The sequence below is a fragment of the Microbispora sp. H10670 genome (assembly GCF_014161385.1).
GTDB classification, from domain to species: domain Bacteria; phylum Actinomycetota; class Actinomycetes; order Streptosporangiales; family Streptosporangiaceae; genus Microbispora; species Microbispora triticiradicis.
In genome coordinates, this window is sequence record NZ_JABBWW010000015.1 from 80,118 (window position 1) to 105,671 (window position 25,554).

Below are 25,554 nucleotides of genomic sequence, written 5' to 3' on the forward strand. Positions count from 1 at the left end.
TTCCGCGATGATCCCATCGACGGGATCGATGGGTTCAGATCCCGGCGAGATAGCCGGTGAGCTCGGCGACGGACGACGTGTCGATCCCGATGTGCCCGTCGGGCCGCACCAGGACGTACCCGGTCTCGCCGTAGGCGGCGCGGATGTGCCCGCCGTCGTCGAGGAGGTCCCGGCCGATCCGGTAGGCGGGCACTCCTCCGGGTACGGGTCCGGCGCCCAGGCACAGCAGGGTGGGCTGGGGGCCGCGGAACACGTCGAAGAGGCGGATCCGCCGGCCGTCTGCGGTCGCGCATGCCGCGTCCGGAGCGCGGTCACCGCCCCGCGCGCCCGCCGCCAGCGGACCGCCGCGGTAGGACAGGTCCAGCTGGCTCGTCCGCTCGTCGTGCTCGATCTTCCTGCCGTCCAGCAGTTCCGTGCTGAGCCCGAGGGCCCGGCGCGCGACCGGCCGCCGTTCCGCCTCGTAGGTGCCGAGGAGCGACTCGGGCGCTCCGGACAGTACGCGGGCCAGCTTCCAGCCCAGGTTGTAGGCGTCCTGCACGCTGGTGTTCAGTCCCTGGCTGCCCGCCGGGGAGTGCACGTGCGCGGCGTCTCCGGCGATGAGCACGCGACCGGCGCGATAGCGGTCGGCGAGCCTGATGGCCACCCGGTACACCGAGGGGGCGGCGAGCCCGGTGACGGTGAGGCCACGGCGGCCGGTCCGCTCTCTGAGCAGGCGCTGGAACCCCGCGAGCGTCAGATCCGGCGTCTCGTCCCGGGTGATCGGCGCGCTGAACCGGAAGCAGGCCGAATGGGGCACCGGCCACACGCTGGCCCTCACCTGCTTCCTGATCGGGTTGACCCAGACCTGCCAGGCGTCGCGGCGCAGCCCGCCGACCTCGACGTCGCCCAGTACGAGGCGGGTGTCCTCGCGCGTCTCCCCGGCGAAGCCGATGCGCAGCGTCTTCCTGACGACGCTGCGTCCGCCGTCCGCGCCCACGAGATAACGGGACCGGATCGTCTCGCCGGAGCCCGTGACGGTGGTGACCTCGCCGGCGTTCTGGGTGAGCGCCGTCACCTCGGTCCCGTAGTCCACCTTCCCGCCGAGCTCGGTCAGCCGGTCGCGCAGGATCCGCTCCGTGCGCCACTGCGGCTGGATGACGACCGACGGGTACGGCACGGCGGGAGACGGGGCCACGGGCCTGTGCGCGTGCTTCCTGAACACCGGCACCCTGCCGACGTACACGAGAAGGGGCGGATGCGCACCGGCGGTCTCCAGGATCGGGCCGATGACGCCGAGATCGTCGAAGACCTCCAGGGTGCGTGGTTGCAGTCCGTTGCCGCGGGTGCCGACGGAGAAGCCCTCCGGCCTCTTGTCCAGGACCCGGACGGCCACACCGCGGCGGACCAGGTCGACGGCGAGCGTCAGTCCCGTCGGGCCGGCGCCCACGACGACGACGTCCGTGGTAGGCGCGCCCGGAGCGGAGGACGGCCGGTTCACCGGCGGCCCGCCGTCACGGCGGGCGCCGCCGCCTGCTCGTCCTGCCAGGTGAAGGAGTGCGTGCCGGAGCCGGTCCGCTCGCGGCGGCCGTCCCCCAGACGCACCCGGGCGGTCGCGCCCGCGGGAATCGTGACCTCCAGCGTGACCGTCCCGCCGTCCCGCCGCCAGGAACTGGACGCGGCGCCGTACGGTGTCTCCACCGTCGCGGAAGCGTGGGTGAGGCCGCCTCCGGCCAGCGGGCGGACGCCGATGACGCGGTATCCGGGCTCGTCGGGTGTCAGCCCTGCGACGTGTTCGGTGAGGAAGCCCGCCACCGCGCCGTGGGCGTAGTGATTGTGGGACAGGGTGCCCCTGCCGTGCCTGTCGTATCCCTCCCAGGTCTCCCACACGGTGGTCGCGCCGCGTTCGACCTGTGCCAGCCACGAGGGGGGCGTGTCCTGCAGGAGCAGGGCGTAGGCGAGGTCGGGGCGGCCGCCGTCGGCGAGCACGGGAAGCAGCATGGACGTGCTGAGAAGGCCGGTGCCGGGATGCGCCCCGGCCCGCTGGACGAGCTCCACCAGACGGGCGAAGGCGGCCGGGCGCCGCTCCTCCTCCAGCAGGTCGAACGCCAGGGCGCGGACGTAGTCGTCCTGCCCGTCGGCGCCGACGCGGCCGTCGGGACGGACGAAGGCGGCCTGCCAGGCCGTGCGCACCCGCCGTGACAGCTCGGCGTAGTGCGCGGCGTCGGTGTCGTGGCCCAGCACCTCGGCGATCCGCGCCATCAGCCGCGTGGAGTGGGCGAAGTAGGCCGTGGCCACGACCGGGCGGTCGAACAGGAGGCGGCGGAGCTGCGTGGCCGTCCTGTGCTTCGGCCTGAACCACTCTCCCAGGTGGACACCCGAATCGAGAACGAACCTCTCGTGGCGCCCCACCCGCCTGCCGAACCAGCGCGCCCAGCCCGCCCTGGTGCGGGCGGTGCGTTCCAGGTGGCCGATCCAGCGGCGCATGGAGCCGTACTGGCGATCGAGGACGCGCTCGTCGCCGTAGTAGCGATAGAGGGTCCAGGGGAGCAGGACGCTCGCGTCGCCCCAGCCGACGGAGCCGCGGACGACCCGGGCGAAGGCGGGAGGGCCGCCGCTGAAGACGGACGTCTCGCTGGGGATCATCGGCGGGATCCGCCCGTCCTCGAACTGCTCCAGTGCGAGGTTGCGCAGGTAACGGCGCAGGTAGGCGTGCGCGTCGACCAGGGTGACGGCGGTGGGGGCGAACACCTGGGCGTCGCCGGTGTATCCGGACCGCTCCCGCGTGGGGCAGTCGGTGGCGGTGTCGGCGAAGTTGGCGCGCACGCTCCACAGGACGTTGCGGTGCAGCCGGTTCAGGCGTTCGTCCGAGGCGTGGAAGACGCCGGTCTGGGGCACCGCCGTGGACAGCACGAGGGCTTCGACGTCGTCCGGCGCCACGTCGTGGTCCAGGCCGTCGATCTCCAGGTAGCGGAAGCCCCGGGTGGTGAACCACGGCTGGTACCAGCTCCGCCCGCCGCCGAGCGTCACCTCGTCGCGCTGCTCCCTGACGTCGCCGTAGAGCACCACGTAGCCGGTGTCGAGTTCGCCGTCAGGAGCGACCAGTTCGCTGTACGTCAGCCGCACCCGGACGCCGGAGGGCCCGGACAGCCGGACGCGGGCGACACCGGCGAGGTTCTGGCCGAAGTCCACCAGTTGCCGGCCCGAGGGAGAGCGCCAGATCCGCCGGGGAGGAAGCCGGTCGATCAGCCGGACCCGCTCGACCTCCTCGGCCACCAGCCCGCGCGCCGCCGTGGGAAGCACCCGGGCCGGCCCCATCCGCGCCGGCGGCCGCTCGCCCGTCAGCCAGTCGGCATCGGGGACGCGCAGGTCGACGCGCTCGCCCGATTTCGGATCCGAACCCAGGATGCGCCCCGGTCCGGCGTGCCAGCTCCGGTCGGTGACGACGACCACGGTGCTGCCGTCCGCCAGTTCCAGCTCGATCTGCGCGAAGCCGGCCAGTTGGTCGCCGTAGACCGCGCGGCGCTCCGCGACACCCAGATGACCGCGGTAACGCCCGTCCCCGACGGCCATCGCCACGATGTTGGTGCCGGCCCGGAAGTGCGCGGTGACGTCGTACGTCTGGTATTCGACGACGTGGTCGAGCGGTGTCCAGCGGGGCACGAGGGCGTCACCCGTGACGTCCCGGCCGTTGACGAAGAAGCGATACCAGCCCAGCGCGCTCACGTACGCCCGGCCTCGCACCACCTCCGCGGGCAGTTCCGCCCTTCCCCGCAGGTACAGCACGGCGTCGTCGCCACGCGGAGCCGGTGGGCCGCTGATCCAACCGGCTCGCCACCCGGACGGATCCAGCATGGCCGTCTCGAACCAGGCCGGCTCACTCCACGCGCCGCGGGCGCCCGAGTCGTCGGTCACCCGCACCCGCCAGAAGTAGCGGCGGCCCGACTCCAGCGCGGGCCCCGCGTAGACCGCGCCGAACGGCCGGTCGTCGGCGACCTGGCCGGAGTCCCAGAGCACCCCGTCTCCGAATCCGTCGCGGGTGGCGACCTGGATCAGGTAGCCGGTCTGCCGGACATCCGCCCGAGCGGCGCTCAGCCGCCAGGAGAACTCCGGGGCAGGGGTGCCGAGGCCCAGCGGCAGGGTGCGGGCGTCGGTCTTCAGGTCATGGATCCGGAGCGGCACGATGCTCCCAAAGAATGCACAGCGGTCACGGGCAGGCACTTGCTGAAACGAACCGTCCACGAGCCTGGAAATCGGGTTCCGCACGGAAGCTAGCACAGGCCGCCCCCATTCCCAATACGCAGGCCTCGCCAATCGGATTCTGCAGGTATTTCAGCAGGAGATTCTGCGGATATTTCTGCGGGAAACGGCCGCCGGCCGATAATCGAGCCGTTGACGACCTGGCAGGACACACCTAGCATGCTGCGGATGAACAGGTATCTGCAGGACACGGAGCGGCCCGCGGACAGTCGCGAACACCCGGACTCCCCGCCCGTTCGAATTTCGAATGCAATTGCTCTCCGTATCGCGGACCGCACCTGGTATGCGGCCTGCGTACGCGACTATGATCCGGACCAGGGGCACACCGGAACCGATCACCTTCTGCTGCTCTACACGGAGGCCCCGCCACCGCCGAAAGGAATGCTGCCCGCCCTCCCGCCCGGCGACCTGCCTTTCCGGATTCATTCGGAATGCCTTTTCGGGGATGTCTTCTCGGGCGACCGGTGCGACTGCGGCGGGCAACTGGACGCCGCGAGGCGGGACATCGTCGCGCACGGGCATGGCATGATCTTCTACCTGCGTCAGGAGGGCCGGGGCATCGGCCTTTTCGACAAGGTACGGAGCCTGCTGCAGGACGGCGACACCTATCAGCGGAACCTCGCGGTGGGCGCCCAGGAGGACGCCCGGCGCTACGATCTGGCCGCCCGGGTCCTGCTCCACCTCGGCGTCGGGCGGGTCCGCCTGATGTCCGGGAATCCGGAGAAGGGCTCGGCCCTGACGCGGGCCGGAATCGAGGTGTCGCTGCACACCGAAATCGATCGGCCCCTCTCCCATGAGGCCGCAGGGGAGGTCAGCGCGAAGATGGCACGGGGATATTCGTACAGTTTCAGGGGCACGTTCGGCGGCACGGCGGAGACCTCGTGACGATCGCGCGTCACCCGCTTCCGGCCGTGACGTCCGGGGACGCGCGCCGTGACAGGAGCCGCGTCGCCGTCCTGCCGGTCGGAAGCTTCGAACAGCACGGGCCGTACCTGCCCCTGTCGACCGACACCGTGATCGCGCAGGCGATCGCCGACCGGATCTGCCTGGACTACGACCTGTTTCCCCTCCCTCCCGTCACCATCTCGTGCTCGCACGAACACTCCGCTTTCCCGGGGACGCTCAGTCTCCAGGCGACGACCCTGCACTCCGTGGTCTCGGACATCTGGAAATCGCTGGACCGGGACGGATGGACGGGACTCGTCATCGTGAACGGGCACGGCGGGAATCACGTTCTCTCGAATCTCGCCCAGGAACTGAACGCGGACGCCCCTCGTGTCGTGCTCTTCCCGACCGGCCCGGACCTGGAGGCCGCCGGCCGTGCGGCCGCACTGCGGACGGAGGTGGGGAGGACCGACATGCACGCCGGGGAGTTCGAGGTCTCGCTCCTTCTGCACGTCGCGCCTCATCTCGTGCGCCCCGGCTACGAGGCCGCCGACTGGGAGACCGACGAGTGGCGGTCCGGGCTGCACCTGCGCGGGATCAAGCCCTACGCGCCGCAAGGGGTGATCGGCCGGCCCTCCGCGGCGTCCGCCGAGAAGGGCAGGGTGATCCTCGACAGTCTCGGCTCGTCATGCGGGCGCCTGCTGGCGTACCTTTCCGGCAACCCCGTCGGAAGGCGTTCGAGGAGACCGACAGACATGGCCGACAGATGACGATCGACGTCGTACGACTGCGTGTCCTCGTCGCGCTGGCCCGCGCGGGCACGGTGACGGCGGCGGCCCACGAGCTGCACTACTCGCAGTCGTCGGTGAGCCACCACCTCGCCCGGCTGGAGGCGGAGACGGGCGCCAAGCTGGTGCAGCGGGTGGGGCGCGGCGTCCGCCTGACGGAGGCGGGCCGCCTGCTCGCCGAACGCGGCGCCGAGATCCTCGGCCGCCTCGACGCGGCGTCCGCCGAGCTCTCCGCGCACGTCGGGCTGCGGGCCGGGCGCGTACGGCTGGCCGCCTTCCCCTCGGCCCTGGGCACGTTCGTCCCCGCCGCCGCCCAGCGGCTCGCCAGGGAGCATCCCGGGCTGGACCTGCGCCTGATGGAGGCCGAGCCGCCCGAGGCGCTGCGCCTGCTGCGGGCGGGCGAGGTCGACGTGGCCGTCGTCTTCCGGTACGGCGGGACCGGCCCCGAGGACGACGGCGTCCGGCTGGTCCACCTGCTCGACGATCCGAGCCTGCTCGTCACTCCCGGCCTTGTCTCTTCAGGGGCCGCCACGGGAAGCGACCTGGGCGCGGACCTGGCGGCGTACGCCGACGCCCCCTGGATCGCGGGCTGCGAGCGGTGCCGCGCCCATCTGCTCGCGCTGTGCGGCGAGGCGGGCTTCGAGCCGCGCGTCTCGTTCACGACGGACGACTACGTGGCCGTGCAGGCGATGGTCGCCGCCGGGCTGGGCGTGGCGGTCCTCCCCCGGCTGGCGCTGTCGGCCCATCGTCATCCGGACGTGCTGACCTGCGAGCTGCCGGGCCCGGCCCGCCGGGTCCACGCCGCCACGTACGGCGAGCCGCCCGACCCGCCCGCCACGGCGGCCCTGGTCGCCGCCCTGCTCCGGGCTCAGCTCGGCGCGGGCGACGGTGCGGGGGACGGCGTGGGGCCGTCGTTGTCCAGCTCCGTGGCGCTCCAGACGGCGGTCCCGGTGCCGGGCAGCTGACTGATCTTGGACAGGAACGAGGCGGTGCCGTTCGACGAGTCGGCGTCCTCCTCCGCGAAGACGAGGAGCGTCTGCCAGGTGCTCCACGTGTCCGCGGGGAAGAGCAGCCGGGGGCCGATCAGCAGATCGGAGTCACCGGACAGCCGCTCGCTGTCGACGGTCACCCAGCCGTACGACGGCCGGCCGCTGAGCCGTACGTGGATGACGGCCGAGCCGCCCTCGGGCACGGCGATGTGCGACGGCGAGACGATGACGCCCGGCGTGGGGGTGACGGTGGGGGTCGGCGACGGGCTCCACGAGGAACTGGAGACCGTTCCCTGAGCGGCGACGGCCGCACCCGGACCGGCGAGCCCGGCCGCGGCGGACGCCGTGGCCACGACGGCCGCGAGAACGGCCGCACGACGCAGGCGGGCGGGGGCGAGTCGCATCGACACCTCCACGAGGAAGACGCAGGACCATCCGGCGGTCACCGGCGGTGCTCCCAGCGTCGTTTCTTCTCCGCGGCCTGTACAGGAACCGCGGCCTGGCGCTCTCGTCCCACCGGCCGCCCAGCGCGCCGCCGGACCGGTCCACCTGGGCGAACGCCGCCCGAGACGGTCGCCGGCGGCCGGGCGATGCGGCCGCGGGCCGGTGAAAGATTCAGCCGGCCCGGCGAAACTCCGCCGCGGCGTTCGGGCCTTCCGCACAGGCGGCGGCGAGTTCGTCCAGGGACAGGCCCAGCGCGGCGGCGAGCGCGGCGACCGTGAAGAAGGCCGGGGTCGGCGCGCGGCCGGTCTCGATCTTGCGCAGCGTCTCCGCCGACAGCCCGGCCGCCGCGGCGACCTCGATCATGCTGCGTTCGCCACGCGCCTGCCGGAGCAGGGCGCCGAACCGCTCCCCCCGCTGCCGCTCCTCGGGGGTCAGGGGCACTCTCACCATGACCGTGATACTAATACCGGTATAGTTATTGGTGCCACTTGGAGGGGTGCGTCATGGTGGAGATCAAGACCGACGCCGCGCTGGACGCGATGCGGGAGGCGGGGCGCGTCGTCGCCCGCGCGCTCGACGCCGCGCGCCGGACGGCGGCCGTCGGGATGCGGCTCAGGGAACTGGACGAGACGGCGCGGGAGGTGCTGCGCGAGGCGGGGGCGCGTTCGCCCTTCCTCGGCTACCGGCCGCACTTCGCGCCGCGCCCGTTCCCCGCGGTGATCTGCGTGTCCGTCAACGACGCCATCGTGCACGGCGTCCCGGGCGACTACCGGCTGCGTGACGGGGACGTCGTGGGCGTGGACTGCGGGGCGGAACTGGACGGCTGGACGGCCGACGCCGCCGTCACCTTCGTCGTCGGCACTCCCCGCACCGGTGACGTGGAGCTGATCGACACGACACGGCGGGCGCTCGACGCGGGGATCGCCGCCGCGACCGTCGGCAACCGCATCGGGGACATCTCCGCGGCGATCGACGCGGTCGCCCGCGACGCCGGGTACGGCATGCCGAGGGACTTCGGCGGCCACGGCATCGGCCGCCGGATGCACGAGGACCCGCCGGTGCCCAACCACGGCCGCCCCGGGCGGGGTTATCCGCTGCGGCACGGCCTGGCGCTGGCCATCGAGCCGATGTTCATCGCCGGCGGCCGGGACGGCTACCTCACGGCGGCGGACGGCTGGACGTTGCACACCACCGACGGCAGCCGGGCCGCCCACATGGAGCACACGATCGCGATCACCGAGGACGGCCCCCGGGTGCTCACCCTGCTCTGACGGGGCGCCCTGGCCGGGCACTCTGACCGGGCACTCTGACCGGGCACTCTGACCGGGCGCTCGCGAAAAATCGGGATGCCCGCACGAGGGCGGCGTCCGTACGATCCGGACATGCCTACGCTGCCCGCACTCGCCCTCTTCGCCGCCGCCACGCTCGCCCTGCTCGTGGTGCCTGGACCCGCCGTGCTCTACATCGTCACCCGCAGCGTCGCGCAGGGCCGTACGGCGGGGCTGGTGTCGGTCCTCGGCGTCCACGCGGGCTCACTGGTGCACATCGCCGCCGCCGCGCTGGGGATCACCGCGCTGCTCGCCGCGTCGGCCACGGCGTTCGCCGTCGTCAAGTATCTCGGCGCCGCCTACCTCGTCTACCTGGGCGTACGCAAGCTGCTGCGGCGGCCGGAGACGGAGGCCGCCGAGGTCAGGGTCGCCTCGCGCAGCCGCCTGTTCGGCGAGGGGTTCGTGGTCAACGTGCTCAACCCGAAGACCGCGATGTTCTTCCTGGCGTTCCTGCCGCAGTTCGTCGATCCCGCGCGCGGGCCGGTGGCGCCGCAGGTGCTGGTGCTCGGGGCCGTCTGGGTGGCGCTCGGCATGGCCAGCGACGGCACGTACGCGCTGCTGGCCTCGGTGCTGGCCGGGCGGCTGCGGTCGTCGGCGCGGGCCCGGCGGCGGCTCGACCGGGGCAGCGGCGTCGTCTACCTCGGTCTCGGCGTCGTCGCCGCCCTGGCCCGCGAGGGCGGCGCGAAGGCCTGACCCGCCGGTCGTACGACCCGGGACATTTGTACTGCCGGAGTCGGGATCGGCGAATCTGTCCGGCGGAACCGGGTTCCGGGAGGCTTGAGGCGCAGGAAGACAGCAGCGCCCACCCCCGGAGGAGCCGCGCCGATGACGCAGACCCTGACCTCCCCTGCCCCCGCGGCCTTGTCGCCGGACGCCGCTCAGCCGCAGAGCAACCTCCGCCGGATGCTCGTCCCGCTGGCGCTGGACATCGCCGCGCCGCTCGCCTGCTACTACGTCCTGCACGGCGCGTTCGGGCTGAGCGAGGTCGCCGCGCTCGCCGTGAGCGGGGTGATCCCGGCCGTCCGGGTGGTCGCCGGGATCGTCCGCGAACGGACCCTTAACGGCATGGCCGCGCTGACGCTCGTGGTCAACGTGGCGGGCATCGCGCTGAGCTTCCTCACCGGCGACGCCCGGATGATGATCGCCAAGGACTCCGGTCTCAGCGGGGTGCTCAGCCTGGCGATCCTGCTCTCGGCGTTCACGCGGCGGCCGGTGATGACCGCGGGCATGCGCCCCTTCGTCACGAGGGGGAACGCGGCGAAGGAGGCGGCCTGGGAGCGGCTCGCGGAGGGCTCGGCCCGGTTCCGCCGGGCCGAGCGGAGGTTCAGCGCGATCTGGGGCGGCGTGCTGCTCGCCGAGTGCGTGGTCCGGCTGGCAGGCGCGTTCACGCTGCCGGTCGCCACGATGATCTGGCTGTCCAACGTGCTGCTGATCGCCGCCATCGCGCTGGGGCTTGTGCTCGCGGGCGCGTTCGGTTCCGGGCCGATCATGGGGATGGTCGGCATTGAGGCCGGGAGTGGGCGATGAGAGGCAGAGGCATCAACTACGACACCGGTTTCCTCCCTGGTGGGCACACCTCGCGGGAGAGCTTCGACCCGGAGACGGTCCGGGAGGAGATGCGGGTCGTCGCCGGGGAGCTGAACTGCACCGCCGTACGCATCACGGGCGGCGCGCCTCCGGAGACTGGGAGGACGTCGACTGGGGCCCGTTCGACGTCGTCGCGGTGAACGTCTGCCGCGACGAGCGCACCGCGGGCACCTACCGCGAGGATCTCCGCTCCCGGTTCCGGCACGGCAGGCCGGTGGCCGTCACCGAGTTCGGCACGTGCGCCTACACAGGGGCAGGCGCACGTGGCGGCATGGCGTGGGCCATCGTCGACGACACGGCCCAGCCGCCCCGGCTGAACGGCGACTACCTCCGCGACGAGGGCGAGCAGGTCCGCTACCTGCGCGAACTTCTCACGGTGTTCGAGGAAGGGCGTGGACAGCGCCTTCTGGTTCACCTTCGCCGGCTACAACCTGCCGCACCACCCGGATCCGCGCCGGGACCTCGACCTGGCCTCCTACGGGGTGGTCCGCGTGCTGGAGGACGGCCGCCGGGAGCCCAAGGAGGTCTTCGGGGCGCTCGTCGCCGCCTACGCCGCCTCCTGACCCACCTTGTGAGCGCCGCGGCCCTGGATCATGGCGTGGGTGCCGCTGGTGCGCCAGGAGCGGCCGGTCGCGTCCAGCTCGGCCACGGTGTGCTCGGGCACGCCGACGAGCGCGTCCGACTTCAGCGTGCGGAGCGCGACGACGGGACCGGGGAAGTAGCCGGTGACCGCGGCGAACGGGGTGGCCGGGGGCCACATCCGGTCACCGGTGAGCCTGCGGTAGTTCAGGTCGCCCTTCATGATCGTGAGGTCGGCCGCCGCGAACTCGCCGCGCAGGTCGTCCGGCATGTCCGCGTACGGCAGCGGGGCGCACGCGAACGGATGCGCCCGCAGCGTGAGCCGCCCGTCCTCCGTCGCCGCCCAGAGCCGGGCGCCGGCCTCCCCCGCCCGGCCGGGGGCCGCGGCGAGCCGCCGCAGGCACGCGAGCACGTCGGACGGCGTGGCGTCGGACACGAAGTAGGGAACCGGCTTGACGTGCAGCGCGACCTCCCTCGCCTGCCCGTGGGCGAGGAGATGGTCGGCCAGCACGAGATCGGGCAGCAGCTCCCGCCCCGCGTTGTCGGCGACCAGGCAGATCCTCGCCGGAGCCAGGTCGCCGAGCAGCGCCCGGAGCAGGGGGCCGTCGTCCACGACCAGGCCGGTGGCCCGCTCGCCGCCGCCGGCGCCTGTGGCGCCGTGGGAGAGGTCCGCGCGGTTGCCCCAGAGTGAGCCGAGCAGGAGCGCCTCGGCCCGCTCGTCCGGGGACAGCGCGGCGGTCTCGTCGAGCGCGGCGAGCTCTCCGTCCACGTCCGGCCCGTCGAGCTCGGCCTGCTTCAGGGGGCCGAACGGGTCGACCCCCCGCCACGGGCCGTCGCCGAAGTATCCGGTGGCCTCCAGCAGCTTCCGGTAGAAGTAGCTCTCGGCCCACAGGAACGGCGCGTCGACCCAGCGGCCGCCGATCTTGCCGCGGCCCCACTCGGCCCAGGAGGCGCCGTCGTGCGCGGACGGCTCCAGCGGCTCCATGACGTCGCGCTCGACCTCGCCGAGGAGCCGGTCGAGCGCGCGCCGCCGGTCCGGTGTGTACGGCAACGCCTCCCTGACCTGCTTTATCAGGACGGGATGCCGCTCCCGGAACACGCTCAGCGCGTACGAGCCCGGGACGTTGCCGAGGATCGGCGCGGCGTCCGGCGTCTCGTCCCGGGCATCGTCTCGGGCATCGTCCAGGGCACGGCTCATCCGGCGTCCTCCCCCGCTCGTGACACTCCACCGTCAGTAAAGCGCAGGGCGCCGCACGAGCCGCACCGCCCCCTCTGCTCACGCGTTAAAGTCAAATTTCATGACAATGTGGGATTGCGGCCATACCACTGTCGCCGTAGTTTCCCGGTATGGATCTGGAGATCCGCCACCTCAGGATCGTGCACGCGGTAGCCGAAGCCGGGAGCGTCACGAAGGCGGCCACCCGGCTAGGCCTCGCCCAACCATCCCTCACCGCCCAGCTCAAACGCATCGAACGCTCACTCGGAGGGCCGCTGTTCGAACGCGACCGCAACGGCGCCCGCCCCACTCCCCTCGGTGAGATGGTGCTGGCCCGCGCGCGGGTGCTGCTGCCCGCCGTACGCGACCTCCAGGAGGACGCCGTACGGTTCGCCAACACATCGGTCAAACTGCCCGGCTACCGGCTCGGCGCCACGCACGGCCCCATACTCGGCGGGCTCGTCGAACGGCTGACCGCGGCGCAGCCCGGGATCCCTATCACCACCCGCACCTCCTGGTCGGCCGACGAGCTGACCGGGCTGGCCGCGGCCGGGCGGCTCGACTTCGTGCTCCTCGGCAGGTGCGGCGACAGCCCTCCGCCTCCGGCCGACGCGATGAGCTGGACCACGGTGGGCATGGACCCGGTCTTCGTGCTCCTGGGCGAGGAGCACCCCCTCGCCGGGGAGAAGGAACTGGAGCTGTCCCGCCTCGCCGACGAACGCTGGGTGGTGGCCCCGGGGGACGGGTGCTTCTCCGACTGCTTCGCCACCGCCTGCGCGCGTGCCGGGTTCGTGCCCGAGTCCATCTACGAGACGGACGTGGGCACCTGCCTGCACCTGGTCGGCGTCGGCAAGGCCGTCGCCCTGTGCCAGGCCACGTTCCAGCTCACGTCCGGGCTCGTGATGATGCCGCTGGCGGGGGCTCCGCTGGGCTGGCGGCACCTGCTCGGCTGGCACTCGGGATCGATCGGCGCGCGGGCCGCGCCGGTGGTGGCGGCCCAGGCACGAGCCGCGTACGCTGACGCCGTCAGGCGCAGCTCACGCTACGCGGACTGGCTCGTCACCAATCCTGACTATGGTGCCGTGCCGTGACATCCTTCGCGGAGGAGCTTTCCATAACGCCGTGATAGGGGCGAACTGATAGATCCGCGTGACGCGGATGGTCGGTTACGTTGACGGCACCCCCCGAAGACAAGGAGAGCCCCACATGCTCCGCAGACGCACGGTAACCGCCGCATGCGCCCTGGCCGTCACGGCCCTCGCCACGGTCGCCACCCCGGCCCTGGCCGAGCCGAGCAACTCCTCCGCCTCTTCCATCGGCACTCCGTCGCCCGGCATGATCGAGGCGATGCAGCGCGACCTCGGGCTCAGCGCCGACCAGGCCAACGCCCGCCTGGCCAACGAGGCCAAGGCCATGAACACCGACGCCAAGGTCCGGGCCACGCTCGGCGACGCCTACGCCGGATCCTGGGTCTCCGGCGTCACCTCCGACAGCCTGATCGTCGCCACCACCGACGCCTCGAAGGCGGGCGCCATCCTGTCCGCGGGCGCGCAGCCGACCGTCGTCTCCCGCAACCTGGGCGCCCTCGACGCCACCGCGGCCGCGCTGGACAAGGCCGCCGCCGGCGCGCCCGCCTCCGCCGCCTCCCTCTGGTACGTCGACGTGCGCACCAACAGCGTGGTCGTGCTGGCCTCCGACACCGCCGCGGCCGAGAGGCTCGTCGCGGCCAGCGGCGCCGACAAGTCGGCCGTACGCGTCGAGCGGTCGGGCGAGGCGCCGCAGACCTTCTACGACGTCCGCGGCGGCGACGCCTACTACATCGGCAGCTCGGCCCGCTGCTCGATCGGCTTCTCCGTGCGCAAGGGCAGCACGCCCGGGTTCGTCGACGCCGGGCACTGCGCCACCGCCGGAAGCACCGTGTACGGCTACAACCACGTCCTCATGGGCACCTTCCAGGGCTACTCGTTCCCCGGCAACGACTACTCCTGGGCGGCGGTCAACAGCAACTGGACCGTCAGGCCCTGGGTGAACAACTACAGCGGCGGCAACGTCGTCGTGAAGGGCTCGTCCGTGGCCGCCGTCGGCTCCTCGATCTGCCGGTCCGGCTCGACCACCGGCTGGCACTGCGGCACCGTGCAGCAGCTCAACGCCAGCGTCCGCTACTCGCAGGGCACGGTCAGCGGGCTGACCCGGACCAACGTCTGCGCCGAGCCCGGCGACTCCGGCGGCTCGTTCATCTCCGGCAGCCAGGCCCAGGGCGTGACCTCCGGCGGCTCCGGCAACTGCTCCAGCGGCGGCACCACCTACTTCCAGCCTGTCAACGAGATCCTCTCCGTCTACGGCCTCACCCTGGTCACCGGCTGATCGCCAGCTCAGGAAGGCTCCCCCGCCCGACCGGCGGGGGAGCCTTCCCGCGTTCCGCCGCCGCGCCAGACGGGCATCGGCCGCTCGCCGACGGCGACCTCGTAGGCCGCGCGGGCCAGCAGACGGGTCGAGTCCAGGGTCGGCAGGGCGGAGACCTCGGGCGTGATCAGCAACGGGATCTCGGTGCAGACGAGGGCGACCGCGTCGCAGCCACGGGCGGCCAGCCGTTCGATGACCCGGAGGTACTCCCGGCGCGACGCCTCGCTGATCACGCCGTTCACCAGTTCCGTGAAGATGACCTTGTCGACCAGGTCGCGGTCGCCGGCGTCCGGCACTTCGGCGGCGATCCCGCGGGCGGCGAGCGCACGGGGATACAGCGGGCCGTCCATCGTGAACCTGGTGCCCAGGACGCCGACGCGCGTGCGCCCCTCGGCCGCCGCCTGGTCCGCGACGACCTCGGCGATGTGCAGGCCCGGCAGCGGCAGGTCCGGTCCCGGCGCCTCCAGAGCCAGGTGGGCGGTGTTGTCCGGGCAGACGAAGAAGTCGGCGCCGGCCCGCGCGAGCCGATCGGCGCTCCTGGCCAGGGTGGCGCGGACGGTCGCGTGGTCCCCCGCCTCCCAGGCGGGCATGCTGTAGCCGAAGGCGATGTAGTCCAGGGTGACGTCGGGATGCTCGTTGCGGCCGGTCCGGTGGAAGCCCTCCTCGCAGAACGTGAGGAAGCAGAGGGCGGCTCCTCCCGTGCTGTGCGCGAGAACGCCGAGATGTCTCACGACGGCTGCTCCGAATACTCGAACCGCTCCGGCCGCTCCGGTCGCATGAGCCAGCCACCGACGAGGAGGAACGCGAGACCGACGATCAGCGAGACCAGCGGGATCGTGGTCTTCAGCAGCGCGATCTGGTTCATGTTGTCCCTGGCCGTGCGGACGAGCGAGCCGACCGTCTCCGGAGTGTAGGTCGCGGTGCCGACGAGGGCGGGGGTGCGCTCGACGCCGTCGCCGGTCTTCAGCACCTCGTGGCGCCGCTGCTCCTGCTTCACCGGCAGGCCGGTCTCGGGCTCGACCCAGAAGGTGGTCGTGCCGTCGTACACGCGCTCGGCCTGCTTGTCCCCCTTCCCCTTCATCCCGAGCACGGTGGCGGGCACCTTGAGCGTGTCGGTGACGGTCGGGGGGATCTTCTGCACGAACCGGTAGACCCGCAGCCCGTCCAGCACCTCCTCCCCGGCGAACTCCGCCGGGAAGGCCTGCTTGGCGGCGGGGTTGTAGACCGGGTAGGTCTTCTTCTCGACCCCGAAGGGGAACAGGAAGATCTGCCCCTGCAGCCGCACCGGCGTCTTGTCCACGTTGACCTGGCAGCAGTTCACCCCGGTGCCGTCGTACTTGTTGAAGGCGCTGCGGAACAGGCTGAAGGAGATGCCGCGGCGTTCGTTGGTGACGTCGTTGACGTTGGTGAACTGGTCCCACACGACGTGGTCGCCGGCCGACTCCGCCGTGTCGCCGCGGGTGGTCACGGTGATGGCGAGGTTCCCGGTGAGGACCTTCATGTCGGCGACGCTGAAGTAACGGGCGTTCGGCGCGCTCAGTTCCGTCGTGCTGTCCTGGTCCGCGGGTGCGTGCACGAGCCGGTCCGCCGCCCAGAAGCGGAGCAGCGGGGCCAGCACGACGAAGAACACCCCTAGCGCGAGGAGAACGAGTCCACCGGTCCGTCTCATCAAGTCCTCCGGGATCTCCCCAGTACGGCCTGGAACCTGTTATGCCGAATTCGTCTGGTTGGCCCGCGTATCGTAGTGCGGGCTCGTGACCGCCGCCAGCGACGGCCGCCAAATCGATAAGAACACGTTCTATTTACGGACGTCTGCGGCGCCGGGCCTGAGATAAAGTGTGCCGATCGTACGCCTATGTGCCGGAGTGATCAGTTTTGACCGCCACGCAGGTCGACCTCGACACGCCCGCGGGACCGGTCCCCGGCGACGGCGGTCATCTGAACTCCCTCGACGGAATCCGGGCGGTCGCCGCGCTGCTCGTGCTGACGCTGCACGTCGCCTCGGTCACCGGGGAGATGTACGGGGACACGGAGTTCTCCTGGCTCGTCGCCCACGGCGACGTGGGCGTCGCGATCTTCTTCGTGCTCTCCGGCCTGCTTCTCTACCGCCCCTGGGCGGCCGCCCTCCTCGGCTCGGGGCGACGCCCCGACGTACGCGTCTACCTGTGGCGGCGTGCGCTCCGCGTGCTTCCGGCCTACTGGGTGGCAGTGATCGCCGGGCTGGTCGCGTTCCATTCCGCGCGGCTGGGCTCGGTGCGGACGTGGATCGAATGGCTCGGTCTGCTCTCGATCTACGATCCCGACCCGTGGTGGACCGGGACCGGCCCCGAGGGGCTCTACCAGATGTGGACCCTCCCGGTGGAGGCGACCTTCTACCTGGCGCTCCCGCTGTTCGGCGCGGGGGTCGCGTACCTCGCGACGCGCCAGGACGGTGACGTGGACCGGAGAGGTTCCCGCGCCCTGGTGGCGCTCGCCCTCCTCGGCTCGGTCTCGTTCGCCTACATCGCCCTGACCTTCTGGCCCAGCTGGAAGCCGACGATGGGCATGCACCTGCCGCGCTACCTGCTGTGGTTCTCCCTGGGCATGGCCGTCTCCCTGCTCGCCGCCTGGGCGCAGGCGCGGCCGAGCGGCCGGGTGAGCGTGCTGTGCCGCGCGCTCGGGTCCTCCGCCGGCGCCTGCTGGCTGATCTCCGCGCTGACCTTCGTCGTCGCGAGCACCGAGCTGACCGGTCCCAGGACCCTGAGCGGGGACACGTTCTGGGCCTCGTGCTTCAAGACCGCGCTCTACGGGATCACGGCGGTCTTCCTCGTCGCGCCCCTGGCGCTCTCGGACGGACGGGCGAGCTTCGCCGACCGGGCCCTGGGCAACCCGGTGATGCGCTTCCTCGGCCGTGTCTCCTACAGCCTGTTCCTGTGGCACGTGCTGGTGATCGCCGTCCTCTACCGGCTCGCGGACATGAAGCCCCTAACGGGCGGGTTCTGGCCGGTGCTGCTCGTGGTCGTGCCCGTCTCGGTCCTGGTCGCCGTCCTGAGCCACTTCCTCGTCGAGCAGCCCGCCCGGCGACTCGGTCTTCGGCTCGGCCGCCGCGAGCGCGACCAGTAGCGCCGCGACAACGGGAAGGCAGAGCAGTTGCGCGGCCCGCTGCTGCCAGGAGTCGCCCCACGAGAGGGTCGCCAGCACTCCGGCGGGCACGAGCAGTGACACCACCGACAGCGACACCACAGGCAGCGAAACCGCCGGCAGCGGCGACCGTAGGAGACGGCCGAGCGCCGGTCTTCCCCACAGGGCGGCGAGAACGCAACCGGTGACCACCGTGAGGCCCACGGGACCGGCGATCCACCACCCCGCCGCGGCCGCCGCCGCGGGCAGCAGCCGCTGGTCCACCGCCCCCGCCCGGGTCCGTACGGCCCGCGGGGCGCGCAGCCGGACCGGACGCGTCGCGAGGCACACGACCAGGAGCAGACCGGCGAGGCCCGCGACCAGCACGACGCGGTAGACCCGGTCGGGCGTGTAGTCGAGCCGGACGACCCCCGACGTGCCCGCGGGGACCCGCCACGCCTGCCGCCAGCCGTCGATCCGCACGGCCGTCAGGGCGTGCCCCGCCACGGTGGCGGTCCAGCCCGGGTTGAAGTTCTCCCCCACCACCAGGTAGGCGTCGGCCTCCGCCGAGACGGACACCGTGCGGCGCGAGGCGCCCCAGGACTCGACCGAGACCCTTCCGGAGGGCTTCGAAACGGTGGGGGGTGCTGAGTCCAGTATGACGGGGTCCAGTACGGCGGGGTCCAGTACGACGGAGTCCACCCGGAACGGGTCCAGCGGCACGGCCCGGATGCGGTTGGCGCCCGCGGCGACGCGCACCTCGCCGCAGGAGGTGAAGCGCAGCGGGCGCCCGGTCAGCACGTCACCGTAGACGCCCTCGACCCGGGTCGCGACCCGCTCGCCGCCGATCGTCAGCGCCGGCCCGAAGCCACAGTCGAGTGTGAACGGAACCCCCGCGATGTCCGGCAGCGGCCGGACTGTGTTCAGCCCCCCGTCGACCAGCACGTCGGTGACCTGCAGCGGCGGGGCCGCCGGGGAGAACTGGATGCGCAGACGGTCGGTCTTCACCGGGCGGAACCGCACCTCGCCCTCGTCGTCGAGCCAGCCGCCGCGCACGCTGCCGTCGCCCGCCGTGAGCAGCACCGACGTCCACGGGCGCGCTCCCTTGGGGCGCTGGACGACGATCCGGCCGACCGTCCTGGCCTTCGCCCACCGGATCGACAGCTCCGGATGGCGGTCGTTCTCACCGCTGATCCAGGTGGTGCGCGCGTCGCCGTCGAAGGCCGACCTGGCCGCCGCCACCGGCTGGTCGACGGCCACACTCGACCCGCTCACCCGCGGAAATTCAGTCAGTCGCGCGTACCGGTCGATAGCGGCGGCGTCCCGCAGCACGGCCCGGCCGGTCAACGTCGGAGAGCCGGCGGCGGGGACGGTGACGGTGTGGTCGAAGGTGTAGCCCTCCTCTCCCTGCCGCTCCGCCGACGGCTGACACAGCCACCGGACCGGCCCGAGCACGCAGGGCGGCTCCTCTCCCGCCGCCCGCGTCATCACGTACGTCGTGGGCGTCCCGGCGGTCCGCCCTGACACGTCGGGCGACCGGTACGTCCGGCCGGGGGCGAGGCCGGGAACGGTGATCTCCGCGATGCCGACCGAGCTGCCGAAGGGGGTGCCGGACGCGTCCTCCGGCTGGTCGGCCAGCCGCAGGACGCGCAGCCGCAGCCAGGACGACGGCCCGTCGGGCACCCGCAGGCTCTGGGCGTCACCGGTCTCCGACACATCCGCGAGGTCCTGCTCGACGCGGCCGGCCGCGGTCTCCACGGCGACCCGGACGGGCGGCGGCCCGAGGACCGGATCGGTGACGAACCGCACCCCGATCCGGGTGAGCCGCAGCGGCCGCTCGAAGTCGATCCTGATCCACTGGCCGAGCGGCCCGTCCGTGCCGCCCGACCGCCACATCGTCCAGGGGTTCCCGTCGAGTGCGGCGTACGGGAGACGGCCGGGCGACTGCGGCATGGCGATCGTTCCCGGGTCGGAGGCCGACGAGGAGGCCGACACTCCCGCTATGCCGGTGTAGGCGGCGGTGGCGGAGAACGGCGCCCAGCCCGGCTCCAGGTAGTCGTCCACGACCCCGGTCCTCGGCGGCGACTCCCCGTCGGCGAGCGTCGGCGAGACGCCCCTCCGGATGGTGCCGAAGTGCCGCTGCCTGCGGCGGAGCGAGTCGGTGACGACGGCCTCACGGGCGTCGCCGGGGTCCGCGTTCAACACGGTGGGCCGCCCGCTCAGCAGGCCGTGGTCGGCCAGGTCGAGCAGCCCCTCCGGAGCGCCGTACACGCGCATCAGGTCACCGGCCGGGAGCAGCGAGACGACGCCGGCGGCGCCGCCGACCTCGTACACCTCCAGCGCGGGGTAGGCCGGGTCCTGGCCCAGCACGGCGTCGTCCATGTCCCAGCTCGACCCGACGTCGGGGCCGAACGAGGCGACCCTGGCGATGCCGCCGGTGTCGGCGAGCGCCTGGTGCACGCGGGCGGGAAGGGTGCCCTCCATGGCGCGGCGGTCCAGGTCGTTGCGCACCAGGAGGAACCGGACGCCGAGGCGGGCCAGCACCTCGCGCAGGCCCGGAGACCCGCGCCCGGCGGCCACCTGCCGGTCCACCGCGTCGAGCACCCTCGTGAGCCCGGTCGAGCCCGCCGCCCCGATCTGCCGCTCGGCCCAGCGCACCGTGAACAGCTGCTGCATGGGCTCGTCGAGCGGCCGTCCCCAGGTGTACTCCCCGAACGCGGACCCGGGCAGCGCCAGCACCGCCTGGTCGCCGGCCCGTCCGTTCAGCCATCGGGCGGCCTCGTGCCAGTAGCCGGGGATCTCCCGGAACGTCCCCGGCCCGGCCAGCCCGAGCTGGAGGACGGGCAGCGTGATCCCCGCCAGCGCGGCCACCACTCCGGCCATGAGGAGCCGCGCCCTGAACTGTTCCCTGAATTCGGGACGCCGTACGGCGGCGAGCGCGTGGGCGATGCCGAGGGCGAGCGGCAGACGCACCACGGGGTCGAACTTGCGCAGGTTCCGCAGCGGCGCGAGGGGACCGTCGATCAGCTCGCGGACCGCCGGGGCGAGCGGCGACTCCAGCGCGCCCAGGTGACCCGCCGACATGACGAGCAGGCCCGTGAGCAGCGTCAGCGTCAGGAACAGCCGGTGCGGGACGTCGGCCCGCAGCACGCCGGCCAGCCCGATCGCGGCCAGCAGGCACGTCGCCACGGCCGCCCAGGTCGCGTGCGTGAGCTCGAAGCCGACCGGCATTCCCGGGCCCGCGCCGCCCGTGATCGAGGCCACCCAGTCCGCGGTGCCGCGCAGGATGTTCGGCAGCGAGGTCACCTGGGTGGTCGTCGCCGCGCTCTCGGTGTAGGGCAGGAACGAGAACGCGTACCTGCCCATGAGCAGCAGCGGGACGGTCCACCACAGGGTCGCCGCGGCCACCCCCGCCAGCCACCAGGCCAGCAGCCGCACCCGCCGGACCTCCCGGTCGCGGGTGGCGACGAACAGCACCGGGACGACGAGGACCGCGCCCACCGCGACCGCGTTGACCCCGCCGCACAACGCCACCGCGAACGCCGAGCGGGCCGCGCAGACCATCCGGTTGCCGCCACGCGCGGCGGTGACCAGAGGCAGCAGGATCCAGGGCAGCAGCGCCATCGGCTGCACCTCGGCCGACAGCACCCCGAGGTCGGACACCGCGCGGGGCGCCAGCGCGAAGGCGAGCGCGGCGACGAGGCGGGTCTCCGGCGTCCCGATCCCGAGCCGGGCCGCGAGCCGGTTCATCCCGGCGAAGGCCGTCACGGCGAGCAGCGCCATCCACAGCCGCTGGACCACCCACCCGTCGAGCCCGAGCAGCTTCCCGCCCAGGAAGAACTGGCCCATCGGGAAGAGATAGCCGGAGACCTGGTTCTGCAACTGGCCGAACTGCGCCGGGTCCCACAGGCCGAGCGCCCGCCCGAGGAACGCCGCGGGCGCGACCGTCAGGTCGATCTTCGTGTCGGCCAGCAGCTCACCGGGCCTGGTGCGGAACACGAGTGCGACGAGCAGGAGCGAGGCGGCCAGCAGACGCAGCCGGTTCCGCATCCGGGCGCCGCTCACGGGGCTGCTCGGGTGGCTGTTAGGAGGGCTGCTCATCGGCCCTTCCGTGGCGCGTCCGGCAGGAGCCCGGCGAACATCGCGGCGCTGCGGTCCCAGGTGAACCCGGCCGCCCAGGCGCGGCACTCCCGCGCGACATCGGCCGCCCGCGCGGGGTCGGACAGCAGCGCGAGCGCCTCCGACGTCACCTTCGCCAGCGACCGGCCCTCCCCCGCCAGCCAGCCCGTACGCCCGTCGCGTACGGCGTCGCGCAGGCCGTCGACGTCGAAGGCGACCGTCGGCACGCCGAGCGCCGCCGCCTCCAGCACGCTCAGCCCCCAGCCCTCGCCCTGGGACGCGGACAGATGCGCCCAGGCCCGGCCGACGAGCCGCTCCTTCTCCTCCTCCGGGACGTGCCCGTGCAGCCGTACGACGTGGGTGAGCCCGCGCTCGGCCACCAGGGCGGTGAGGCGCCCGAGTTCGGGACCCCGGCCGACCAGGTCGACGGTGAGATCCGGCCACTCCGCGCGCAGCGTCTCGGCGAGTCCGACGACGAGTTCCATCCGCTTGTGGGGCACCATCCTCCCCACGCAGACGAGGGAGGGCCGCTCGGTCCGTTCGTGGCGGGCCTGCCGGGGCGGGTGCCCGCCGTTGGGCACGACGGTGATCGGCCCCGTCCAGGCGAGCCTGCGCCGCATGGCTTCGACGGTGGACGGGGAGACCGCCACGCAGAGGTGCCGCCGGTAGACCCGGCGGGCCGCCGGGCCTTCGAGGAACCGCCCCAGCCGGGCGAGCCAGCCGGGGAAGTGCACGCCGAACTGCGCGTCGTGGACGTGGTGCACGACGCACAGCACCCGCACCGACCGTGGCACGAACAGCGGGGTGAAGAACGGGATTCCGTTCTGGCAGTCGATCACCACGTCGAACTCGCGGCGGTGACGCCACAGCCACGCCGCCGCGCGGGCGTACACGGTGAAGGTGCCGCCACCGCGGACGATCCTGATCCCCGCCACGCTCTCGGCGGCCGCCTGCCCGGGGCCGCGCGCGGTGCGGAACGTGAGGTCCGCCCCCCGCTCCGCGAGCCGCCTGCCGATCTCCCAGGCGTACGCCTCGGCGCCCCCGGCCCGCTCGTGCCAGGGATCGCGCCAGTTGACGAGGGCGACACGCAGGCCGGCGCGGCAGGGGTCAGGCGGTGACGGAGGAAGCATGATCGGATGACGCGTGATCGGAGGCTGTGTGATCAAAGGACAGGGAGAGACGGGGGCGGGCCGCGCGGCCGCCGGGCCGCGTCCTGACCCAGATGACCGCGATCTGCAGGAAGACCCCCCAGCTGTGCCGCCAGCACGAGAACGTCGAGCCGCCGACATCCCTCCAGGCCACCGGGATCTCCCGGACGCCGGCCCCGAGCAGGTGCACGTGGGCCAGCAGTTCCACGTCGAAGGCGAATCCGGTCGTGCGCAGTCGCCGGGCGGCCTGGCGGCCGAGGTCGCCGTGGAAGAACTTGAAGCCGCACTGGGTGTCCCCGATGGGGCCGGTGACCCGGCGGGCCAGGGCGCGGAAGACCCAGGCGCCCAGCCTGCGCACCCGGCTGTGCCGCGCCTCGACGACCGAGCCCGGCGCGGCGCGGGAGCCGATGACCGCGGGCTGCCCGGCGCCGAGCAGCCGGACCACCGTGTCGAGGGCGGCGAGGTCGGTGGCCATGTCCACGTCGCAGAACCCGATGAGAGGTGCGGTGGTGGCGAGCAACCCGGCCCGGACCGCCGCGCCCTTGCCGCGCGTCTCACAGCGGATCAGCCGGATCGGCGTCGTACGCGGGGGCAGGACGCGCACGACGTCCGGCGTCGCGTCGGTGCTGGCGTTGTCCACGACGACGATCCGCGCGGGGTACGGCAGCGCGGCGAGTCTCTCGCACAGCTCCGTCAGTCCTCTGGCGATCCGCGCCTCCTCGTTGCGGGCGGGGACCACGATCTCCAGCAGGGGACGGGCCTCCTGCCGAGGCTGGGAAGCGGGCACGGCGGGGCGGTCAGCGGCTGCCGTAGTTGTACAGGGGCTTGTTCACCGGGCTCGGAGCCGTGTCGGCCACGTTGACCAGGCCCACCGTGGCACCCACGGCGAGCAGACCGCCGACGGCCACCGCCAGAAGCACGCGCATGGAAGGGCTCCTCACTCGACCGTTTCACCGACGTCTGACGATCGACGCCTGACGACACTAGAACCAGATTCTCTTACCATAAGGTAGATATACGAAAAAGAGACAAACCAGCCCAGGATAACGATGAAGGCGGGCGGGCCCGTATCGGGCGCCTGCTCAGGGGCGTCGATGAGGTACAGCGCGGCGTACCGGCCGGTGTAGACGGGCCGGGCGCCCCGGAGCCGCGAGTGGAACCCGTTCCAGTTCGACCGGTCGCCGTCGAGCACGACGAAGCGGAATCCGGCCCGCCGCAACCCCTCGGTCAGCGGAGCCCCCGACCGCACCAGCGGCGTCAGCGCCAGGGCACGCGGGTCCTCGGCGCCGACCACCCCGCCTCCCGCGCCGTCTCTCCCTCTGTCCCCCACCCGCACCATGTCGTTCCACACCACCCGCCGGGTCAGATAGCGGGGCAGCGGGTCGAGCACCGAGCGCCGCGCGTTCCAGTCGTAGGCGCGGTACGCCTCCCACGGCAGCAGCAGCACGTCCCCCGGGACGGGGTCGGCGGCGACCCGGGCACGCACCTCGTCGAAATCCCGCGGGTACGGCACCGCCGCGAGCCTGCCCAGACCGCCCAGGGCCAGCGTGGGAAGCAGTAACAGCGGAGCTCCCGCCGCCACCACACTCGTCACCACACCGGCCACCGAACTCGTCGGCGTCCCACGTAAGCGGGCCGCGACCGCCCCGAGGCCGAGCGCCTGCGCCAGCGCGAGCGGAGCCACGTACTGCTGGGCGTCCCGGAGAACGGCGAACCCCGCCCAGTGCGTCACCAGCACGCGCAGGGCCGCCCGCCCCGCCTCGGTGACGCCCAGCGCGGCCACGGCGAACCCCGCCACCGCCGCCACCGCCAGACCCGGCCGCGCCGGAACCCCTCTCCCCAGGGCGAAACCGGTCAGCGTCACGACGACCGCCGCCAGGCGCAGGATCTGCGGCAGCATCGCGCCGTACCCCGGCGGCACGGCCTCGGCGTTCCAGATCCCGGACAGCACGAGGAGGCTGCCGAGCGTCCCGAACGGCGTGTCCGCGCGGGCCGCGAACGCGTCGACGCCCGCCGGGTCGCCGGGCACCCCTCCCGGCCGCAGCAGGCTCGGCACCAGCCAGGGCAGGCTCAGCACGACCCACGACACCGCGAACACGCGCAGCGGTTTCCAGGGTGTTCCGTCACGGGCCCTGTCACGCGCGTACGCCGCCACGGGCGCGGCGGTCACGAGCGTGATGATCATCGCCATGAAGCCGCCGGCCGCCGCCGGCAGCAGCGCCACCACGATCGCCCGCCGCCCTGCCCGCCTCTCTCCGCCGGACACGGCGCGTACGACCCAGGGCAGCCCCGCGTACCCCAGCAGCAGCGCCCAGTGCCCGAGCAGCAGCCGTTCGGCGACGAAGGGGTTCCAGGTGTAGAACATGGCGGCGGCCACCCGCGCCGTGGGCGGCCACCGCTCGGTCAGGGCCGCCATGCCGCAGCAGGCCAGCACGAAGATCCCCAGCAGGACGACCTTCTGGACCAGCGCTCCGGGCAGGACGAGGCCGAGCGCCGCGACCAGCGCGTCGCTGGGGACGGCGCGGGGCAGCGTGCCGGACAGCCCGAAGGCCGCCGCGCCGAACACCGGCTCCGGGACGAACACGAGGTCGTAGGCCAGCGTGAACCCGGGCCCGAGCGCCGGGCCGAGAGCGAGCACGCCGACCAGCAACCCGCCCCAGATCGGCCAGCGGCGTCCGGCCGCGTCCCAGAAAGACATGTCTCCCAGTTCCAGTAGCGGCGTTCCAGTAGCGG

General features: G+C 72.9%; 22 protein-coding genes and 1 pseudogene. 11 read left to right on the top strand and 12 right to left on the bottom strand.

From position 1 onward, the window contains the following. Nucleotides 1–34: 34 nt before the first annotated feature. Both HHX33_RS21240 and HHX33_RS21245 read right to left on the bottom strand, forming a co-directional pair. Entirely contained in the window at nt 35–1,477 is a 1,443-nt protein-coding gene (locus HHX33_RS21240; protein ID WP_182876146.1) for an FAD-dependent monooxygenase, read from the bottom strand. Next, a complete protein-coding gene (locus HHX33_RS21245; protein ID WP_182876147.1) occupies nt 1,474–4,158 on the bottom strand; it encodes an alpha-L-rhamnosidase in 2,685 nt (894 codons plus the stop codon). Before HHX33_RS21245 ends, HHX33_RS21240 begins: the two co-directional genes overlap by 4 nt. Before the next feature lie 237 nt (nt 4,159–4,395). Here HHX33_RS21245 and HHX33_RS21250 point away from each other — a divergent pair, with 237 nt between their 5' ends. The 3 genes from HHX33_RS21250 to HHX33_RS21260 are packed head-to-tail and all read left to right on the top strand — an operon-like array spanning nt 4,396 to nt 6,874. Then, nucleotides 4,396–5,121 carry a GTP cyclohydrolase gene (locus HHX33_RS21250; RefSeq protein ID WP_182876148.1) on the top strand — a complete coding sequence of 242 codons (726 nt, stop codon included), beginning with the start codon at nt 4,396–4,398 and terminating at the stop codon, nt 5,119–5,121. Next, the gene (locus tag HHX33_RS21255) at nt 5,118–5,891 is read left to right on the top strand and encodes a creatininase family protein (RefSeq protein ID WP_310741463.1); all 774 of its coding nucleotides are present in this window, start codon (nt 5,118–5,120) and stop codon (nt 5,889–5,891) included. Before HHX33_RS21250 ends, HHX33_RS21255 begins: the two co-directional genes overlap by 4 nt. After that, nucleotides 5,888–6,874 (top strand): LysR family transcriptional regulator, encoded by a 987-nt coding sequence (locus tag HHX33_RS21260; RefSeq protein WP_182876149.1) that lies wholly within the window; start codon nt 5,888–5,890, stop codon nt 6,872–6,874. Before HHX33_RS21255 ends, HHX33_RS21260 begins: the two co-directional genes overlap by 4 nt. On the opposite strand, the gene HHX33_RS21265 is transcribed toward HHX33_RS21260, so the two are convergent. Continuing rightward, nucleotides 6,778–7,344, bottom strand: a complete 567-nt coding sequence (locus HHX33_RS21265) for a hypothetical protein (RefSeq protein ID WP_182876150.1) — start codon at nt 7,342–7,344, stop codon at nt 6,778–6,780. The two genes, HHX33_RS21260 and HHX33_RS21265, sit on opposite strands and share 97 nt — an antisense overlap. A gap of 169 nt (nt 7,345–7,513) precedes the next feature. After that, the gene (locus HHX33_RS21270; protein ID WP_138460285.1) at nt 7,514–7,792 is read right to left on the bottom strand and encodes a helix-turn-helix domain-containing protein; all 279 of its coding nucleotides are present in this window, start codon (nt 7,790–7,792) and stop codon (nt 7,514–7,516) included. 53 nt (nt 7,793–7,845) lie between these two features. Between HHX33_RS21270 and map the strand changes: the two genes are divergently transcribed. The 5 genes from map to HHX33_RS35070 all read left to right on the top strand — a co-directional run bounded on the left by map (nt 7,846) and on the right by HHX33_RS35070 (nt 10,820). Continuing rightward, nucleotides 7,846–8,613 carry a type I methionyl aminopeptidase gene (map, locus tag HHX33_RS21275; RefSeq protein ID WP_182876151.1) on the top strand — a complete coding sequence of 256 codons (768 nt, stop codon included), beginning with the start codon at nt 7,846–7,848 and terminating at the stop codon, nt 8,611–8,613. 111 nt (nt 8,614–8,724) lie between these two features. Further along, nucleotides 8,725–9,363, top strand: a complete 639-nt coding sequence (locus HHX33_RS21280) for a LysE family translocator (protein WP_182876152.1) — start codon at nt 8,725–8,727, stop codon at nt 9,361–9,363. A 132-nt stretch (nt 9,364–9,495) separates the two neighbouring features. Then, nucleotides 9,496–10,197: a VC0807 family protein gene (locus HHX33_RS21285; protein ID WP_220502036.1), complete on the top strand. Its 702-nt coding sequence runs from the start codon at nt 9,496–9,498 to the stop codon at nt 10,195–10,197. Then, nucleotides 10,194–10,397, top strand: coding sequence for a hypothetical protein (locus HHX33_RS35065; RefSeq protein ID WP_220502037.1), 204 nt, complete (start codon nt 10,194–10,196; stop codon nt 10,395–10,397). Before HHX33_RS21285 ends, HHX33_RS35065 begins: the two co-directional genes overlap by 4 nt. 252 nt (nt 10,398–10,649) lie before the next feature. Beyond that, nucleotides 10,650–10,820 carry a hypothetical protein gene (locus HHX33_RS35070; RefSeq protein WP_220502038.1) on the top strand — a complete coding sequence of 57 codons (171 nt, stop codon included), beginning with the start codon at nt 10,650–10,652 and terminating at the stop codon, nt 10,818–10,820. Here HHX33_RS35070 and HHX33_RS21295 read toward each other — a convergent pair. Beyond that, nucleotides 10,805–12,034 carry a damage-control phosphatase ARMT1 family protein gene (locus HHX33_RS21295; RefSeq protein ID WP_182876153.1) on the bottom strand — a complete coding sequence of 410 codons (1,230 nt, stop codon included), beginning with the start codon at nt 12,032–12,034 and terminating at the stop codon, nt 10,805–10,807. The two genes, HHX33_RS35070 and HHX33_RS21295, sit on opposite strands and share 16 nt — an antisense overlap. 149 nt (nt 12,035–12,183) lie before the next feature. On the opposite strand from HHX33_RS21295, the gene HHX33_RS21300 reads away from it, so the two are divergent. Both HHX33_RS21300 and HHX33_RS21305 read left to right on the top strand, forming a co-directional pair. Then, nucleotides 12,184–13,143 (top strand): LysR family transcriptional regulator, encoded by a 960-nt coding sequence (locus tag HHX33_RS21300; RefSeq protein WP_111699443.1) that lies wholly within the window; start codon nt 12,184–12,186, stop codon nt 13,141–13,143. Nucleotides 13,144–13,258: 115 nt separating this feature from the next. Then, nucleotides 13,259–14,416, top strand: coding sequence for a S1 family peptidase (locus HHX33_RS21305; RefSeq protein WP_182876154.1), 1,158 nt, complete (start codon nt 13,259–13,261; stop codon nt 14,414–14,416). Between the two features lie 8 nt (nt 14,417–14,424). On the opposite strand, the gene HHX33_RS21310 is transcribed toward HHX33_RS21305, so the two are convergent. Next, the gene (locus tag HHX33_RS21310) at nt 14,425–15,186 is read right to left on the bottom strand and encodes an aspartate/glutamate racemase family protein (RefSeq protein ID WP_182876155.1); all 762 of its coding nucleotides are present in this window, start codon (nt 15,184–15,186) and stop codon (nt 14,425–14,427) included. Beyond that, nucleotides 15,183–16,124, bottom strand: coding sequence for a DUF3068 domain-containing protein (locus HHX33_RS21315; protein WP_182876156.1), 942 nt, complete (start codon nt 16,122–16,124; stop codon nt 15,183–15,185). Before HHX33_RS21315 ends, HHX33_RS21310 begins: the two co-directional genes overlap by 4 nt. 206 nt (nt 16,125–16,330) lie before the next feature. Here HHX33_RS21315 and HHX33_RS36295 point away from each other — a divergent pair, with 206 nt between their 5' ends. Beyond that, complete coding sequence (locus HHX33_RS36295) at nt 16,331–17,557, top strand: acyltransferase family protein (RefSeq protein WP_259402703.1); 1,227 nt, start codon at nt 16,331–16,333, stop codon at nt 17,555–17,557. Between the two features lie 2,091 nt (nt 17,558–19,648). Here the strand turns inward: HHX33_RS36295 and HHX33_RS36300 are convergent. From HHX33_RS36300 to HHX33_RS21335, 5 genes and pseudogenes are all read right to left on the bottom strand, one after another. Beyond that, nucleotides 19,649–21,655, bottom strand: a pseudogene (locus tag HHX33_RS36300) (alpha-(1->3)-arabinofuranosyltransferase family protein); the annotation flags it as partial. After that, nucleotides 21,652–22,803 carry a glycosyltransferase family 4 protein gene (locus HHX33_RS21325; protein ID WP_182876158.1) on the bottom strand — a complete coding sequence of 384 codons (1,152 nt, stop codon included), beginning with the start codon at nt 22,801–22,803 and terminating at the stop codon, nt 21,652–21,654. The pseudogene HHX33_RS36300 and the gene HHX33_RS21325, both read right to left, overlap by 4 nt. Next, on the bottom strand, nt 22,781–23,608 hold the full coding sequence (locus tag HHX33_RS21330; protein WP_182876159.1) for a glycosyltransferase: 828 nt from the start codon (nt 23,606–23,608) through the stop codon (nt 22,781–22,783). Before HHX33_RS21330 ends, HHX33_RS21325 begins: the two co-directional genes overlap by 23 nt. 10 nt (nt 23,609–23,618) lie before the next feature. Further along, entirely contained in the window at nt 23,619–23,747 is a 129-nt protein-coding gene (locus tag HHX33_RS36305) for a hypothetical protein (protein WP_259402704.1), read from the bottom strand. Between the two features lie 11 nt (nt 23,748–23,758). Then, on the bottom strand, nt 23,759–25,519 hold the full coding sequence (locus HHX33_RS21335) for a hypothetical protein (RefSeq protein ID WP_182876160.1): 1,761 nt from the start codon (nt 25,517–25,519) through the stop codon (nt 23,759–23,761). Nucleotides 25,520–25,554: the final 35 nt, after the last annotated feature.

What these genes read in the sequence shown, in the direction of transcription:
- HHX33_RS21315 (WP_182876156.1), bottom strand. Translation starts at nt 16,124, where the DNA reads ATGAGACGGACCGGTGGACTCGTTCTCCTCGCGCTAGGGGTGTTCTTC.
- HHX33_RS21295 (WP_182876153.1), bottom strand. Translation starts at nt 12,034, where the DNA reads ATGAGCCGTGCCCTGGACGATGCCCGAGACGATGCCCGGGACGAGACG.
- map (WP_182876151.1), top strand. Translation starts at nt 7,846, where the DNA reads ATGGTGGAGATCAAGACCGACGCCGCGCTGGACGCGATGCGGGAGGCG.
- HHX33_RS21305 (WP_182876154.1), top strand. Translation starts at nt 13,259, where the DNA reads ATGCTCCGCAGACGCACGGTAACCGCCGCATGCGCCCTGGCCGTCACG.
- HHX33_RS21260 (WP_182876149.1), top strand. Translation starts at nt 5,888, where the DNA reads ATGACGATCGACGTCGTACGACTGCGTGTCCTCGTCGCGCTGGCCCGC.
- HHX33_RS21325 (WP_182876158.1), bottom strand. Translation starts at nt 22,803, where the DNA reads ATGCTTCCTCCGTCACCGCCTGACCCCTGCCGCGCCGGCCTGCGTGTC.
- HHX33_RS35065 (WP_220502037.1), top strand. Translation starts at nt 10,194, where the DNA reads ATGAGAGGCAGAGGCATCAACTACGACACCGGTTTCCTCCCTGGTGGG.
- HHX33_RS21285 (WP_220502036.1), top strand. Translation starts at nt 9,496, where the DNA reads ATGACGCAGACCCTGACCTCCCCTGCCCCCGCGGCCTTGTCGCCGGAC.
- HHX33_RS21250 (WP_182876148.1), top strand. Translation starts at nt 4,396, where the DNA reads ATGCTGCGGATGAACAGGTATCTGCAGGACACGGAGCGGCCCGCGGAC.
- HHX33_RS36305 (WP_259402704.1), bottom strand. Translation starts at nt 23,747, where the DNA reads ATGCGCGTGCTTCTGGCGGTGGCCGTCGGCGGTCTGCTCGCCGTGGGT.
- HHX33_RS21270 (WP_138460285.1), bottom strand. Translation starts at nt 7,792, where the DNA reads ATGGTGAGAGTGCCCCTGACCCCCGAGGAGCGGCAGCGGGGGGAGCGG.
- HHX33_RS21280 (WP_182876152.1), top strand. Translation starts at nt 8,725, where the DNA reads ATGCCTACGCTGCCCGCACTCGCCCTCTTCGCCGCCGCCACGCTCGCC.
- HHX33_RS21335 (WP_182876160.1), bottom strand. Translation starts at nt 25,519, where the DNA reads ATGTCTTTCTGGGACGCGGCCGGACGCCGCTGGCCGATCTGGGGCGGG.
- HHX33_RS21300 (WP_111699443.1), top strand. Translation starts at nt 12,184, where the DNA reads ATGGATCTGGAGATCCGCCACCTCAGGATCGTGCACGCGGTAGCCGAA.